We start from the raw sequence: 14,629 nt of genomic DNA, 5'->3' as shown, positions 1-14,629 counted from the left end.
GCAGCGTGGCGAGCGGTTCGGTGCCGGGCTGCCCGTCGAGGGGGTCGAAGGTGGACGCGGACGATGAAGAAGAGGACGACCGCGGAGACGAGGACCCCGGTAATGACGTGTCCGGTGAACTCGGAGGCGCCGCGCCCTCCGTACGGTCGTGCCGGTCCCCGCGCCGCCAGAACGCCATGCCGTGTTCCCCCTCCGCGACCCCACGCGATGCAACAGGCTTGCGCTGAACGGATGTTCGCATGACGGCACGTGCTCGACAAGGTGGCACCTGGCCCGGTCGACGACCCGCTCCCCCCGAAAAAGCCGTCGACCGGGCCGGTCCTCGACCGCGTGCGCACGGGCTGCGGGAGTAACCCGGCGACTGACGCGGGAGGCTTGTACCGACCGGGGGCCGGGGTCGTCTGAGACGACTCTAGAACGGATGAGCGCCCGGGCCTAGAGGCGGTTCGACGCCAAGTCCTCGACCGGTGGCTCTCGGTCATCCACGCAGGTGGTACGAGCTTCTACAACTGCCCCTGCTCGGACGGACCCTGAGTCCCGCCGCGCAGCTCCGCGTCGTCCACCGCCCCGTCGACGACCGCGCCGGCCACCTGGTCCAGGGACAGCCGGCGGCGCCGCGCGTACCGGCGCAGCGCCGTGAACGCCTCCGCGGTGCCGGTGCTCCAGCGCTCGGCGAGCATGCCCTTGGCCTGCTCGATCCGGATCCGGCTGGACAGCGCCTCCTGCAACTGCGTCGACAGCGTCCGGTACCGGGTGAACCCGCGGTGGTTGACCAACCCGACGGCCGCCGCGTCGGCGAGCGCCTGCGCGACCGACACCTCCGGCTCCCAGCCACCGGTGACGTCGGTGGCGCCGTCCGCCGCGAACACGTTGAGCGCGCCGAGCGCCGTCCCGTGCCGGCGCAGCGGTACCGCGAACGTGGTCGTGATGCCGTGGTCGAGCGCGGCATCGGTGAAGGCCGGCCAGCGGGCGTCCGCGTGTGCCGCCCGCACGGAGACCGGCGTGACCGGGCGCCCCGAGCCGTGGCTCTCCAGACAGGGCCCGCCGTCGGACTGGGCCCGCAGCAGATCGAGCGCGACCTCCCGGGCCCCGCCGCCGCCCGCCAGCGCCACCGTCCGCTCCCCGTCGACGAGCATGATCCCGGCCGCCCGCGTGGCCAGCAGCTCCACGCAGCGGTCGGCCACCCGCCCCAGGTGGACCGTCGCCTCGAAGTCCTCGGTGAGCGTGTCCGCGGCCTCCACGAGCGCCGCCGCCAGCCGGAGCTCCCGGGTGGTGTCGTGCATGACCGCGCACTCCCCTTTCCCTGAACGCCCGCCCCTGCCGCACGCCTACCCCACCATGGGTGCTGTAACAGCTCCCCGACAAGGATCGGGCGATCTCGTGGCCGTGGCGTGGCGTATGTCAGGATTGACACTTGGAACGGTGCACCCAAGGGGGAGTTGGATGTACGGCAGCAGGGGGGCCGGAGTGAGGGCTTCCGCGACAGTGCTGGGGGCGGCACTGATCATCGCGGGATGTTCCTCCTCATCGGACGACGGCGAGAAGGACGGCGCCGGCGTCACCATCACTCAACAGCCCAAGGAGAGCGACCCGTTCTGGGTCAACCCCGACGGCAACGCGGCCCAGCAGGTGGCCGCGTACGCGAAGTCCGGCAAGGACGCGGACGCCGAGCAGATCCGCAAGATCGCCGAGCAGCCGACCGGTGAGTGGATCGGCCCGGAGAACCCGAAGGAGGAGGCACAGGGCTTCACGGAGGCCGCCGACAAGGCCGGCCGCACCGCGCTCCTGGTCCTCTACAACATCCCGCACCGCGACTGCGGCCAGTACTCGCAGGGCGGCGCCGCCGACGGCGACGCCTACCGGGACTGGATCGACGGGGTCGCCGCGGGCATCGGCGACCGCCCGGCCACGGTCGTCCTGGAGCCGGACGCCGTACTGCACCTGGTCGACGGCTGCACCCCGGACGAGTTCCACGAGGAGCGCTACGACCTCCTCAAGGGCGCGATCACCAAGCTCACATCCCTGAAGTCCACGAAGGTGTACCTGGACGCGGGCAACGCGGGCTGGGGCCACCCCGACGAGATCTTCGAGTCCCTCAAGCTGGCGGGCGTCGAGGAGGCCGACGGCTTCGCGGTCAACGTCTCCAACTTCTACTCCACCAAGGACTCCGTCGCCTACGGCAAGCAGCTCTCCGGCAAGGTCGGCAACAAGCCCTTCGTCATCGACACCAGCCGCAACGGCAACGGCCCCTACACGGGCGGCGACGAGGACGAACGCTGGTGCAACCCCCCGGGCCGCGCCTTGGGCGAGACCCCGACGACAAAGACGTCGGACGACCTGGTCGACGCATACCTGTGGGTCAAGCGCCCGGGAGAATCCGACGGTGAGTGCAAAGGCGGCCCGAAGGCAGGCGAGTGGTGGCCGACCTATGCCTTGAAACTGGCCAAGGCGTCAACTCCCTAGGGGCGCGGGGAACTGCGCGACCAGCCACAGCGCTCCCGCACCCGACCACCACTCGCGGGAGCGCTACGGCACCTTCACCCACTGCGCCTCACTAGGCGTCCCTTGATCGTCGTCCACGAACACCATGTACCACCCCGACTGAACAAGGTTCTTGTTCTTCGGCACGGTCACCTTGATCTTGTTCCCGGACGTCGTGAAGTCCAGCGCGATCGACCGCTGATCCACATCGGTCACATGGGTCGACGCGCTGGGCCGGATCAACCGCACCTTCTTGATCGCCGAGGCCTGCGGAGACGTGAACGTCCCCGACGCGCCGCGGGCGATCGTCTGCGGACCACCCGACAGCGAGGGCCGCGAGTCCCGGTACAGATACGGCGGCGTATAGATCTCGATCCGCTGCTCGAACTTGCCCGGCTTGGTGTCGGCCTTGTCGGCGTAGAGCGAGTCCGACCCGAAGAACATCACGCGCCCGTCGGGCAACAGCAGTGACCCGGAGTGGTAGTTGCGGCCCACCAGCGGGTCGGCCACCTGGTCGAACGTATTGGTGTTCGGGTGGTACAGCCGCGCCTGAAGGATGTTGGAGTCGCCGCGCCCGCGATAGTCCTGCGAGCCGCCCGACACCAGCACGCTGTCGTCCGGCAGGATCGACGCCTGCGGATACCGCGTGCCCTTCTCCAGCGTCGGCCCGTCGGTGAACGTCGGGTTCTTGTCCTTGAGGTCGATCAGCCGCGTCTTGTTGCTGGACTCCTTGGACTCGCCGACCCCGCCGCCGCCGATCACCATGAACTTCTCGTCCTGCGCCGGCGGCAGCAGCACCGTGCCGGACGTCTCCATCTCCTTGCTGTCGCTGAGCCCCTGGAGCTTGGTGAACTTGTTGCTGTCCACGTCCCAGATGCCCGGCTCACGGCCCACGTTGTCCGGTCCGTACCCCGCGTTGGACCCCGAGTAGAAGACCTTGCCGTTCTGCATCAGGAACAGCGCCGGGTAGGTCGGGAACTGCCGGACCGTCTTCAGATACGTCCACTTCTTGGTGGCCGGATCGAACACCTCGTTCTTGCCCGGCACCAGCTGCCCGATGTCGTCGAGCCCGGAGACGCTGAGGATCTTGCCGTCCGACAGAGTCGTCAGCGTCGGGTACCAGCGGGCCTCGTTCATCGGGTCGACCTTGATGTACTTCTCGGCCACCGGGTCGAACTCGTAGGCGTCCCTGATCCCCTGGAAGTCCTTCTTGTCCAGGGCGAGCTTCTGCGCGATGCCGTAGGTGTTGCGGGCGTCGGTGCCGGTCAGGCCCTGGATGCGGTAGTTGTCCTGGGTGCCGGTCTCGTACTTGGTGCCGCTCTGCTTGGCCTCGACGTAGATCCGGCCGAGCCCCGGGTCGTTGCGCAGGAACGCGCCGGTCTTCTTGTCGAAGACCTTCTTCGCGCGCGGCACGAGCACCGGGTCCTTCGACACGAAGGTCTTGCCGTTCTCCTTGCCGGTGAACTTGGTGCCCGCCGGCAGCGTGATCGGCGCGTCCGGGTTCTCGTTGTGCACCACCATCAGGCCGCCGGCCTTGGTGACGTCACCCTTCAGCTTCTCGTACCGCTTGGTGCCGCCGGCGATCAGCAGATTGCCGTTGGACAGCTGCGTGTGCCCGGTGCAGAACAGGTCGGCCGGGGTCGGCACCTTCTTGATGGTGCCCTTGACCGGGTCCCAGATCCGGGACTCGAACTTCTTCGCGTCGAAGTTGTCCTGGTTGTTGCCCGAGCCGGCCACCAGCAGCACCTTGCCGGTGCGCAGCAGCGCCGCGTGGATGGTGTTCTGGCGGTACTCCTCGGGGAAGTCGACGATCTGCCAGTGACCGTTGTCCGCCTTGTACTCGGGTCTGTTGATCTTGTACTGGTGGTATTTCTCGGTCCCGAAGCGGTACAGCCACGGCCCGTTCATCCCGGCCAGCGCGAGCACCACCACCGTGCCGATCGCGAGTCGACGGGCACGGCGGTGGCCTGCACGGTCGTTCATTCCTTACGTCCCCCGAGTCCACCGAGCGCGATCTGCATGGTCTGGTCGTTGCCGCCGCCGGAGGCGGCCCAGCTGGGCTTCTGCCCGCTGCCGTGCGGCGCGTGCTGCGCGGGCAACGGCTGTGGCTGGTACGGCTCGGCGGCCGTCGGCTGCTGCGCCTGCGGCGGTATCGGCGCGGGCGGCCGCTTCTTCGTCTGCCGCAGCTCGTAGCGCCACGCGATGATCGGCGAGGCGGTGATCAGCAGCGCGAAGGTGGCCCAGATGAGCATCGCCGGGTGGCCGTGCCCGAGGGTGAAGCCGGCGGCGATCGAGCCGCCGAAGACCAGGATGAAGAACAGGTGGATGCGGAAGGTCCCGAACAGCGTGTCCGGGCTGGCCGAGTCGCCCTTGGGCGTCACCACGAACTTGCTCTTGCGGCGCAGCACGGTGTCCAGCAGCGAGCGGGCGTAGATCGGCGCCGACAGCGCCGACATCACCATGCCCGCGACCCCGCCGGAGCCCTCCGGCTCGTGCGGGGAGACGTTGTGCCGCCGGTTCCAGACGTACAGGCCGATCTGCAGCGCGGACGCGTTGCCGTACAGCATCAGCCAGACCGTCGGGTCGATGTTCACGCCCGAGGCGCCCAGGCCCAGGAACAGGGCGCAACTCAGCGCCGCCAGGATCCAGTTGAGGGCCGACATCGGGTAGAAGATGATCATCATCGTGTAGTTGAAGAGCTTGCTCGGCGGCAGCGAGTACCAGCCCTTCCAGTACTGCTTGAGGATCGTCTCGTACGTGCCCCGCGACCAGCGCAGCTGCTGGGTGAAGAAGTCCGTCCAGGCGCCCGGCCCCTCGCCCACCGCGAGCACGTCCGGCGTGTAGACCGACCGCCACTTCCGGCCGGTGGCCGGGTTCTTGGCCCGGTGCATCTCGAAACCGGTCGCCATGTCCTCGGTGATCGAGTCGTACAGGCCGCCGATCTGCTTGAGCGCCCTGATGCGTACGGCGTTCGACGTGCCCACGAACATGGGCGAGCCGTACCGGTTGCCCGCCCGCTGGATGAGGGCGTGGAAGAGGAACTGCTGGGACTCGGCGGCCTTGGTGATGGGGTTGTCGTAGTTGCCGTACACCTGCGGGCCGATGACGAAGCCGACGTCCGGATCGCGGAAGAAACCGAGCATCCGCTCCAGGTAGTTGGGCAGCGGCACGTGGTCGGTGTCGACGGAGGCGAAGAAGTCGTACTCGTCGCCGTGCGCGTCCAGCCAGGCGTTGTAGTTGCCGTGCTTGGTCTTGGCGCGGTGCGCGCCCTTGGCCTGGTTCCACTGCGCGACGCCCTTGCGGGAGAAGTGGTGCACACCGAGCCGGGCGCAGACCGCCTTGACCTCGGCGTCGTCGCCCTCGTCCAGGAGCCAGACGTGCAGCAGACCCCGGTGCCGCAGCCGGACGGCCGCTTCCAGGGTCTTGGTCACCATCTCCAGGGGTTCCTTGCCGGGCACGTAGGTCGTGATGAACGCCACTCTCGTGCCGGTCTCGGGCACCACCGGGATGGGGTCGCGGGCGACCAGGGTGGCGTGCGCGTTCGACAGCACGTTCATGCAGCGGAAGAACTCGATCAGGCCGATCGAGACGAGCATCACGATGTCGAGGGCCGGCAGGAAGGCGAAGGCCGGGTAGTCGCGCTCGGTCCAGTGCTCCGGCTGCAGCAGCCAGCCGAGCAGGACCAGGGACAGCAGCGGCGCGGCGCCCAGCATGAGCGCGGCCCGCAGCCGGTGCGGCTCCTGCGACAGCAGCGAGCGGTACTGCACCTTGTACGGCTTGCTCGGGTCGGGCTGAGTGAGGGGACCGGCCAGCCGGCTGTAGTGCTCGTAGTCGTATCTCGGCAGTGTTTTCTTGATCCGGCGGAACTGGCCCGTCTGGCTGTTTCGGTGCGAAGGCACCCTGAGCTGGGTGGTTTCTGACGGGTCGAAGTTCTGCCGGGCGCCCGTCGGCGTCGACGTCATGAGTCATCCCCCCACACGCAGGCGACCGCGTGTTGTGTCGGTTCCTTCCGTCCGCGACGAGTCCCCCTCGACCCTTCGCGCACGTGTCAGTGGCGGGCCACAGTCACCACACTTTGCACACTCTTAGACATGGAACTGTGCCCTTCCGGTTGCATGATGCCCCCCTCGGCATCGCCTCGTGAACGGGGCCCCCTCTCCCCGCAGACCCGGCAACCGGTTACTTCTTCCCCCAACTGCCGCGTATCCGCAGCATCTTGAAAAACAGGGTTCTACGCCGTTCATCATGATCGCAAGATGCGAAACGCGGTGTTTACCGGTCATACGCGTTCATTGTGGCGCCTGTGGGGGTCTTGTGGATCGGTTGTGGACAGCCGGGGTTCGGTTGTGGACAACCGGGCTCGGATGTTCCCGAAGTGTTCCCTTATCGCCTCCTCCGCCCGTATCGCACCGCCCGATCGCACCGCGTCGAGGATGTCCCGGTGCTGCCGGCAGGTCACTTTCGGATCCTGCGGCGCGCCCCCGAGATCCGTGTGCACCCGGTGGAAGGCGTCCCAGAACGCCTCCAGGACCTCACCGAGCAGCACGTTGTCCAACCCCCGGTAGAGAGTGGCGTGAAATGCCCGGTCGGTCTCGGCGAGACCGTCGCCTCCGGCGGCGGCCTGCTGATCCATACGTGCCACGAGCGCGTCCAGTTCAGCCAGGTCCCGCTCGGGCAGCCGCCCCGCGAGCCGCGAGATGAGCCCCGTCTCCACCGCCTCGCGCAGTTCGAGCAGCTGCAGCAGGCTGTCCTCGCCGCGGTAGTGCCCGGCGACCGTACGGAAGGCGAGCCCCTCGATCATCGGGGCCAGGGACATCGCGCCGACGTAGGTGCCGTAGCCGTGCCGGATCTCCACGATGCCCATCGCCTGCAGCGCCTTGAGCGCCTCCCGCACCGAGTTCCGGCTCGCGCCCAGATACGTCATCAGCTCGGGCTCGGTCGGCAGCGGGGCCCCGGACGCGAGCCTGCCATCGAGGATGAGCCTCTTGATCCGCTCCTGGAGGTCGCGCGCTGCCATGGCGAGAGGGTATCCGGCCACACGAAGAAGGTCCCCCATACGTAATGGGGGACCTTCTTCTTCACGTGCGCCGCCAGGGACTCGAACCCCGGACCCGCTGATTAAGAGTCAGCTGCTCTAACCAACTGAGCTAGCGGCGCGCGCTGACGGATCAACTCTACCGGATCCGGTGGGGTGCTCCGGACCACCGGAGGGCGCCGCCGGGCCCGCCCCCGAGAGGGCCTTGTACATCATTCGGACCGTCAACATGCGCGTCGGGAAGACAGTTGGGAAACTGATCAACGTGCACACGCGCGGCCATTTCCATCTGGAGTGTGAGGGGTATCGCATGGAGACTCCGGTATTCGAGGAATTCGATCCCGCGAGCGACTGCGACTGCCCCGGATGCGCCCACTGGCGCAGGGTTCTGCCGTACGCGCGAGCGACCCGGCATCCGGCGGCGCACCGGACGGTGATCGTGGCGGCCGCCGCCTCCGCGGCGCTCGGCGCGGGCGGTGCCGTACCCGCGATCGCCGCCCCGCACGCACCCGCGCGGCCCGGTGTTCCCGCAGGTGACGAGCCCGACACCCCGCAGGGAAGCAAGGCCCCGCTGCACGGCCCGAGCGGGCACCCGGCCAAACCGTCGGGCGCGGTCAAGGCACCCCTGACCACCCGCTCGGAGATCATCAGGCGGGCCAAGACCTGGGTCGCAGCCCAGGTGCCGTACAGCATGAACGCGTATTGGTCCGACGGTTACCGCCAGGACTGTTCGGGCTTCGTCTCGATGGCCTGGACCCTGCCCGGAAACGAATGGACGGGCAGCCTGGACCAGTACGGCGACCGCATTCCCAAGGAGGATCTGCAGCCCGGCGACATTCTCCTGTTCCACAATCCGTCGAACCCCGAAAAGGGCTCGCACGTCGTCATTTTCGGCGGCTGGACGGACTACACGCACACCTACTACATCGCCTACGAACAGACGCCCCCGCGGGCCCGTCGGCAGGCCACCCCCTACGCGTACTGGAGCCACTCGGACCAGTACCTCGCCTACCGCTACAAGGGCCTCGCGCCGGACACCGCCGGTGCGGAGGCCCCGGGCACGCCGGTCACGCCCGCGGTTCCGGCCAAGTCCGCGCCGTACCCCGGAGCGGGGTCCTTCGGTCCCGGCGCGAACAACAAGTACGTCACCCAGCTCGGCACGATGCTCGTCGCGCGCGGCGCCGGGCGCTACTACACCTCCGGTCCCGGCCCGCGCTGGTCGGACGTGGACCGGCGGGCCACCCAGGCCTTCCAACTCGCCCAGGGCTGGCGGGGCGCCGACGCCGACGGCATGCCCGGACCGCTGACCTGGCAGCTGCTGGTCACCGGCAAGGGCAAGAACATCACGGCCGGGGCGGCGGGCCCACCGGCGCCCTCCTCGCACGGGGTCCCCGTCTATCCGGGCCGGGCGATGTTCCGGCCCGGCGCGAGCAGCGGCTACGTCACGCAGCTCGGGAAGCAGCTGGTGAAGAAGGGGTTCGGCAAGTACTACACGACAGGACCGGGGCCGCGCTGGGGCGAGGCGGACCGACGCAACGTCGAGGCCTTCCAGCGCGCCCAGGGCTGGCGGGGCGGCGCGGCGGACGGCTACCCGGGCCCGGAGACCTGGCGACGGCTCTTTTCCTGACCGTCGGTTGTCCTGACCACTCGCAGTCCTCACCACCCGCAGTCCTCACCACCCGTTGTCCTGACCACCCGTTGTGACGCATCTGGCGCGGAGGCTGGAGGCACCCATGAGTACGACGACCACTTCACACACGCCCGAGTCCGAGGGACCCGCGGAGGGCCAGCAGGCCCGGGCCGCGCGGCTCATCCAGAACGAGGCGACCACCGAGATCCCCGTCCACCTGCTGTTCCGTGACGAGCCCGACCCGGTGTCGGTGCCGCTGAAGCCCGCCGTCGTGGGGCGTCGGCAGGGCACCGGCGAGCAGCCGCGCTTCCGGCGCCCCGTGCCCGTCACGCCGCGTCCCGCCCCGCAGGTCGACCCCGATCTGGCGGAACGCCCGGCCCACGTACTGCCCGCGACCCTCGGCGTCCTCGCCGGGACCTGCGGGTCGGCCGGCTGCCTGGCCGCCTCGTGGTGGGCCGGCGTCCTGTCGCCGCTCGCCGTGCAGGCGCTGCGGCTGCCCGAGCACGCGGGGGCCGGGCTCGGTCCCCTCCAGTGGGCGGCGTACGCGGGCGCCGGGGCGCTCACTCTGTTCGGCTTCGGCGGACTGGCCCGCGGGCGGACCGGCCGGGCCTGGGTGCTCGGGCTGTTCGGCCGCTACCGGGGGACCGTCCGGCGCACCGGTCTGATGTGGGTCAACCCGCTGCTGCTGCGCCGCCGGGTCGACGTACGGCTGCGGCACTGGCGCAGCGAGCCGATGCAGGCGGCCGACGGCAACGGGGTCGCGCTGCGGGTCGTCGTCCTGGTGGTGTGGCGGGTGCGGGACACCGCGCGGGCCACGCTCGGGGTCGAGGACCACGAGACGTATCTGCGCGAGTGCGTGGAGGCGGCCCTGGCCCGGGTGCCGGTGGAACCGCCGGGCGGCGCGCGGGGAGCGGGCGACGCGGCGGCGGAGGCGCTGACCCGGCTGGTGTCGGGCGACGCGGCGCCGGTCGGCCTGGAGGTGTTCTCGGTCCGTCCGGTGCGCACCGAGTACGCCCCCGAGGTGGCCGCCGCGATGCACCGCCGCCGGCTCACCGCGCTGGACGCCCAGCACCGGGCGTCCATGCTGACCTCGGTCGTCGACTCGGTGGAGGACACGGTGACCCGGCTGACCATGCGGGGCCTGGTCGAGCTGGACGACTACGAACGCAAGGCGCTGGTCAAGGACTTGACGGTGGCGTTCTGCGCGGGACGGGGCGAGACGGGGCAGTGAACGGCCTGGAACGGCCTTCGGAATTGACCTCTGTGATTGGTATGGACATGTTCAACTAACGGCAATAACCTGATACTTGGTCTAGACCTGCACGCCTCACGGAACTTCCCCCACGTTCTCCAGGGAGCGGCAGCATGCGCAAAAAGACCAAGGTGTCCGCAGTCGCGGTGGGTCTCGCCACCACCGGAGCCCTCGTGCTCTCCTCCGGCGGTGCGAGCGGCCACGGCTACACCGACCTCCCCATCAGCAGGCAGAAGCTCTGCCAGAACGGCACCGTGACCAACTGCGGCGACATCCAGTGGGAGCCGCAGAGCGTCGAGGGCCCCAAGGGCTTCCCGGCCGGCGGACCGGCCGACGGCCAGATCTGCAACGGCGGTGTCAGCAGGTTCTCCCAGCTCAGCTCGTCCAGGACACCCTCGGGCGGCGCCTGGCCCACCACCAGGGTGACCGGCGGTCAGAGCTACACGTTCCGCTGGCAGTTCACCGCCATGCACGCCACGACCGACTTCAAGTACTACGTCACCAAGTCGGGCTGGAACCAGAACCACAACCTGGCCCGCTCCGACCTCAACACCACACCGTTCCTGACGGTGCCCTACAACAACCAGCGGCCGCCGTCCACGCTCTCCCACAGCGGCACGCTGCCGAGCGGGCTGAGCGGCCATCACGTGATCGTCGCCGTATGGACGATCGCGGACACGAGCAACGCGTTCTACGCCTGCTCCGACGTCACCTTCTGAACCTTCTGACAGGAGTCGTCCGACGGGTTGCACGGAGTCACGGCCGGGTCTCCGGCCGTGACGACCGCGGCGATTGCACGAACGGGCAGTCATCGGCGGTGGCGGTGGTTCGGGGAGTCGGCGGTGGCACACAATCTGGCCATCGGCGCACCTGCTCGAAAGGAACCACCGTCATGGCGCATCACGTCTCCGGCCTGGGCATCAGTCCCACGAGCATGGACCCCCGAAGCCACATCACCGACGTCTACGTGTTCCAGAATCCGACGGACGCGGACAAGACGATCCTGGTGATGAACATCAACCCGCACTCGCCGGTGACCGAGGACGCCGTCGACTCCGAATCGGTCTACGAGTTCGGCATCGACAACGACGGCGACGCGGTGAACGACCTCGCCTTCCGGGTGCGCTTCTCGCCGGTCGAGGGCACCACGCAGAGCGCCAGTGTGCAGCAGGCGACCGGCCGGGACGCCGCCGCCGACGTCGAGGCCGGCGAGACGATCGTCTCGGACGCCCCCGTCACCTTCGGCGCGGAGCCGCAGGTCGTCACGGCCGGCGACTTCAGGTTCTTCGCCGGGCTGCGCAGCGACCCGTTCTTCGCCGACCCGATCGGCGCCGGGAACAACTTCCAGTGGACCGGCAAGGACTTCTTCGACGACAAGAACGTCTTCGGCATCGTGCTGGAGGTCCCCAACAGCGTGCTCGGCCCCAACCCGCAGGTCGGCGTCTGGGCCCGGGTCCTGGTGCCGCACGACGGACAGCTGGTCCAGGGCGACCGGGCGGGCCGGCCCGGCATCGACAACAACTTCAACCACAGCGACGACGACAAGCGGGTCTGGAACCAGCAGGAGCCGTCCAAGGACCGGGACCTCTTCCTCGACAAGTTCGCCCACATCTTCGAGCACAGCGGCTACGCCAAGGAAGAGGCGATCACTCTCGCCGAGGGCCTGCTCCCCGACCTTGTGACGTACGACTGCACGAGCGCCGCGGGCTTCCCGAACGGCCGCAACCTCACCGACGACGTCATCAACCTCGGGATCGCCCAGCTGACCCAGGGCACGGTGCCGGCCGACGGCCTGTCCCCGCACGACGACCTCCGCTCCGACTTCCCCTTCCTGGGCGACCCGCACTGAGCGGTGTCGGCGGACACGTCCGAAGTGATGTCCGGAGTCACGTCCGAAGACATGTCCGATCCCTGAGCATTTCTTGAGCGAACACCGCCCGACCTGGGGGTACGTTCCCTGCACACCGGCCACATCGGCTGTGCAGGGAGTTCGGGGGACCCCATGGAAGCGTTCTTCTACATCGCGCCGTCGTTCATCCTCGCCGTGGTCCTCCTCGGCGCCACGGCGGTGATCGTCCGCGTCCGGCAGGTCGACCGCACCTGGGCCGGCGGCCTCACGGCCGAGGCCCGCTGTCTGCGGACGTACATGACGACCAGCGGCGGCGGCAGCAGCATGGTGCACACGACCCTCCACCACGTCTACGAGTTCATGACCCGCGAGGGCCGCGTCGTCCGCTTCGAGGAGGGCGGCGGGCCGGGGACGATCCTGGAGGGCGACATCGTCACCGTGCGCTACCTGGCCGACCGCCCCGACCGCGCCACGGCGAAGCCCCCGGCCCGCGGCAGACTCGCGGCGGGCACGGGCTGCCTGCTGGCGTTCCTCGGCGTGACGGCCGCCTTCTGCATCGCCTTCATGATCGGCGTCCACGAGGTCTTCGCCCTGATGGACGACAACCTCCAGCCGTAGTCTCCACATCTGACGGTACGTCAACTACCGTGCGCCCTCATGGAGTCGACAAGGCCGACCGGTCGTACCGTCGCCGAACTCGTACAGGCCCGCTGGGGCGACCACCGCCCGGGCCTGTGGTGCGAGGACGTGGTCCTCACCCACCACGAGATGGCAGCCGGCGCGGCGGCGAGAGCGTCCCTACTGGCGGACCTCCTGCCACCCGACACCGAGCCCCACGTGGGCGTGCTCCTCGACAACACCCCTGAATACCCACTCTGGTTGAGCGCCGCCGCCCTCGCCGGAGCGGCCCTGGCCGGCATCAACCCCACCCGCCGCGGCCCCGAACTCGCCCGCGACATCCTGCACACCGAGTGCCGCGTCCTGCTCACCGAGCGAGCCCACCTCCCGCTCCTCTCCGGCCTCCAACTCCCGGACGTACGTGTCCTGGTGACCGACACGGAGGAGTACGCCGACCTGCTCGCGCCGTATACGGAATCCGAACCGGACGCCTCCCGCGCCGCCCCCTCGGACCGCCTCCTCCTCTACTTCACCTCCGGTTCCACAGGCGCCCCGAAGGCGGCGATCTGCTCGCAGGGCCGGCTGGCCGCGGCCGGGCGTTCCCTGGTCGACCAGTTCGGGGTGGGTCCGGAGGACGTGCACTACATCTGCATGCCGATGTTCCACGGCAACGCGGTGATCGCCGACTGGGCACCCGCGTTGGCGGCCGGCGCGGGCGTGGCGCTCAGGCGACGCTTCTCGGCCTCCGGTTTCCTGACGGACGTACGGCGTTACCGGGCGACGTACTTCACCTACGTGGGCCGGGCCGTGCAGTACGTCCTGGCCACGGAGGAACGGCCCGACGACCGCGACAACCCGCTGCGGCTGGGCTTCGGCACGGAGGCGGGCGCGGTGGACGCGGCGGCCTTCCAACGGCGGTTCGGCGTACGGCTGGTGGAGGGATACGGGTCCTCGGAGGGCGGCGCGGCGGTGCAGTGGTCGCCGGGAACGCCGGCCGGGGCGGTGGGCCGGGCCCGCGCCGGACTGGTCGTACTCGATCCGCAGACACGTGAGGAGTGCCCGCCCGCAGTCTTCGACTCGTCCGGCCGGTTGCTCAACGGCGAAGCGGCCATAGGGGAGTTGGTGAACCGCGCCCCCAACCCCTTCGAGGGCTACTGGCGCAATCCGGACGCGGACGCGGAGCGGCGCCGGGAGGGCTGGTACTGGACCGGCGACCTCTTCTACCGCGACCGCGACGGCTACCTCTACTTCGCAGGCCGCGCCGACGACCGCCTCCGCGTCGACAGCGAGAACCTCGCCGCCGCGATGATCGAGAACATCCTCGCCCGCTACGAGGGTGCCGACGCCGTCGCCGTGTACGCGGTCCCGGACCCGGTCACCGGCGACCAGGTCATGGCGGCCGTCGCCGGCACGTTCGACCCCCTCGACTTCGCCGACTTCCTGCTGGCCCAGCCCGACCTGGGCACGAAGATGGCACCCAGGTTCGTGCGGGTGGTGGAGCGGATGCCGGTCACGGCCACGAACAAGATCCACCGGGCACGGCTGCGGCGGGAGGGCGTCCACTGCGCGGATCCGGTGTGGTGGCGCCCACCGGGCGAGACCGCCTACCGCCGCCTGTCAGTGGAGGACGCCGAAGGGCCCCTCGTTTCCACGAGAGGCCCCTCACCTGTGCGCCGCCAGGGACTCGAACCCCGGACCCGCTGATTAAGAGTCAGCTGCTCTAACCAACTGAGCTAGCGGCGCATGACTCACGCCGACCGCTGG

The 14,629-nt window shown here is 69.4% G+C and carries 11 protein-coding genes and 2 tRNA genes; 7 read left to right on the top strand and 6 right to left on the bottom strand.

Annotated elements, in window-relative coordinates; all coding sequences use genetic code 11:
• Nucleotides 1-503 precede the first annotated feature (503 nt).
• The gene (locus ACWDR3_RS07135; protein WP_450351453.1) at nt 504-1,283 is read right to left on the bottom strand and encodes a GAF and ANTAR domain-containing protein; all 780 of its coding nucleotides are present in this window, start codon (nt 1,281-1,283) and stop codon (nt 504-506) included.
• 160 nt (nt 1,284-1,443) lie between these two features.
• Here ACWDR3_RS07135 and ACWDR3_RS07130 point away from each other — a divergent pair, with 160 nt between their 5' ends.
• Nucleotides 1,444-2,463 (top strand): glycoside hydrolase family 6 protein, encoded by a 1,020-nt coding sequence (locus tag ACWDR3_RS07130; protein WP_450351452.1) that lies wholly within the window; start codon nt 1,444-1,446, stop codon nt 2,461-2,463.
• A gap of 63 nt (nt 2,464-2,526) precedes the next feature.
• Here the strand turns inward: ACWDR3_RS07130 and ACWDR3_RS07125 are convergent, their stop codons facing one another.
• The 4 genes from ACWDR3_RS07125 to ACWDR3_RS07110 all read right to left on the bottom strand — a co-directional run bounded on the left by ACWDR3_RS07125 (nt 2,527) and on the right by ACWDR3_RS07110 (nt 7,638).
• Complete coding sequence (locus ACWDR3_RS07125) at nt 2,527-4,464, bottom strand: galactose oxidase-like domain-containing protein (protein ID WP_450351451.1); 1,938 nt, start codon at nt 4,462-4,464, stop codon at nt 2,527-2,529.
• Nucleotides 4,461-6,443, bottom strand: coding sequence for a glycosyltransferase family 2 protein (locus ACWDR3_RS07120; RefSeq protein ID WP_450351450.1), 1,983 nt, complete (start codon nt 6,441-6,443; stop codon nt 4,461-4,463). Before ACWDR3_RS07120 ends, ACWDR3_RS07125 begins: the two co-directional genes overlap by 4 nt.
• A gap of 317 nt (nt 6,444-6,760) precedes the next feature.
• Nucleotides 6,761-7,498, bottom strand: coding sequence for a FadR/GntR family transcriptional regulator (locus ACWDR3_RS07115; protein ID WP_450351449.1), 738 nt, complete (start codon nt 7,496-7,498; stop codon nt 6,761-6,763).
• A gap of 66 nt (nt 7,499-7,564) precedes the next feature.
• Nucleotides 7,565-7,638, bottom strand: a tRNA-Lys gene (locus ACWDR3_RS07110).
• Nucleotides 7,639-7,826: 188 nt separating this feature from the next.
• On the opposite strand from ACWDR3_RS07110, the gene ACWDR3_RS07105 reads away from it, so the two are divergent.
• The 6 genes from ACWDR3_RS07105 to ACWDR3_RS07080 all read left to right on the top strand — a co-directional run bounded on the left by ACWDR3_RS07105 (nt 7,827) and on the right by ACWDR3_RS07080 (nt 14,569).
• Nucleotides 7,827-9,143, top strand: coding sequence for a peptidoglycan-binding protein (locus ACWDR3_RS07105; protein WP_450351448.1), 1,317 nt, complete (start codon nt 7,827-7,829; stop codon nt 9,141-9,143).
• A 106-nt stretch (nt 9,144-9,249) separates the two neighbouring features.
• Nucleotides 9,250-10,377 (top strand): SPFH domain-containing protein, encoded by a 1,128-nt coding sequence (locus tag ACWDR3_RS07100; protein WP_450351447.1) that lies wholly within the window; start codon nt 9,250-9,252, stop codon nt 10,375-10,377.
• A 134-nt stretch (nt 10,378-10,511) separates the two neighbouring features.
• The gene (locus ACWDR3_RS07095) at nt 10,512-11,117 is read left to right on the top strand and encodes a lytic polysaccharide monooxygenase auxiliary activity family 9 protein (protein ID WP_450351446.1); all 606 of its coding nucleotides are present in this window, start codon (nt 10,512-10,514) and stop codon (nt 11,115-11,117) included.
• Between the two features lie 173 nt (nt 11,118-11,290).
• Complete coding sequence (locus tag ACWDR3_RS07090) at nt 11,291-12,247, top strand: DUF4331 family protein (RefSeq protein WP_450351445.1); 957 nt, start codon at nt 11,291-11,293, stop codon at nt 12,245-12,247.
• 153 nt (nt 12,248-12,400) lie between these two features.
• The gene (locus tag ACWDR3_RS07085; RefSeq protein ID WP_450351444.1) at nt 12,401-12,865 is read left to right on the top strand and encodes a DUF3592 domain-containing protein; all 465 of its coding nucleotides are present in this window, start codon (nt 12,401-12,403) and stop codon (nt 12,863-12,865) included.
• A gap of 39 nt (nt 12,866-12,904) precedes the next feature.
• Nucleotides 12,905-14,569: a long-chain-fatty-acid--CoA ligase gene (locus ACWDR3_RS07080; protein WP_450351443.1), complete on the top strand. Its 1,665-nt coding sequence runs from the start codon at nt 12,905-12,907 to the stop codon at nt 14,567-14,569.
• Here ACWDR3_RS07080 and ACWDR3_RS07075 read toward each other — a convergent pair.
• Nucleotides 14,535-14,608 (bottom strand) — tRNA-Lys (locus tag ACWDR3_RS07075). The two genes, ACWDR3_RS07080 and ACWDR3_RS07075, sit on opposite strands and share 35 nt — an antisense overlap.
• Nucleotides 14,609-14,629: the final 21 nt, after the last annotated feature.

The sequence above is a fragment of the Streptomyces sp. NPDC001002 genome (assembly GCF_053599215.1).
Note: the sequence above shows the minus strand (reverse complement) of the source record. Positions and strands in the feature narration are given on the sequence as shown.

Bases quoted from the DNA above. Each gene is read 5' to 3' on its own strand.
- ACWDR3_RS07095 (WP_450351446.1), top strand. From the start codon at position 10,512: ATGCGCAAAAAGACCAAGGTGTCCGCAGTCGCGGTGGGTCTCGCCACC.
- ACWDR3_RS07085 (WP_450351444.1), top strand. From the start codon at position 12,401: ATGGAAGCGTTCTTCTACATCGCGCCGTCGTTCATCCTCGCCGTGGTC.
- ACWDR3_RS07135 (WP_450351453.1), bottom strand. From the start codon at position 1,283: ATGCACGACACCACCCGGGAGCTCCGGCTGGCGGCGGCGCTCGTGGAG.
- ACWDR3_RS07120 (WP_450351450.1), bottom strand. From the start codon at position 6,443: ATGACGTCGACGCCGACGGGCGCCCGGCAGAACTTCGACCCGTCAGAA.
- ACWDR3_RS07080 (WP_450351443.1), top strand. From the start codon at position 12,905: ATGGAGTCGACAAGGCCGACCGGTCGTACCGTCGCCGAACTCGTACAG.
- ACWDR3_RS07130 (WP_450351452.1), top strand. From the start codon at position 1,444: ATGTACGGCAGCAGGGGGGCCGGAGTGAGGGCTTCCGCGACAGTGCTG.
- ACWDR3_RS07100 (WP_450351447.1), top strand. From the start codon at position 9,250: ATGAGTACGACGACCACTTCACACACGCCCGAGTCCGAGGGACCCGCG.
- ACWDR3_RS07115 (WP_450351449.1), bottom strand. From the start codon at position 7,498: ATGGCAGCGCGCGACCTCCAGGAGCGGATCAAGAGGCTCATCCTCGAT.
- ACWDR3_RS07105 (WP_450351448.1), top strand. From the start codon at position 7,827: ATGGAGACTCCGGTATTCGAGGAATTCGATCCCGCGAGCGACTGCGAC.
- ACWDR3_RS07090 (WP_450351445.1), top strand. From the start codon at position 11,291: ATGGCGCATCACGTCTCCGGCCTGGGCATCAGTCCCACGAGCATGGAC.
- ACWDR3_RS07125 (WP_450351451.1), bottom strand. From the start codon at position 4,464: ATGAACGACCGTGCAGGCCACCGCCGTGCCCGTCGACTCGCGATCGGC.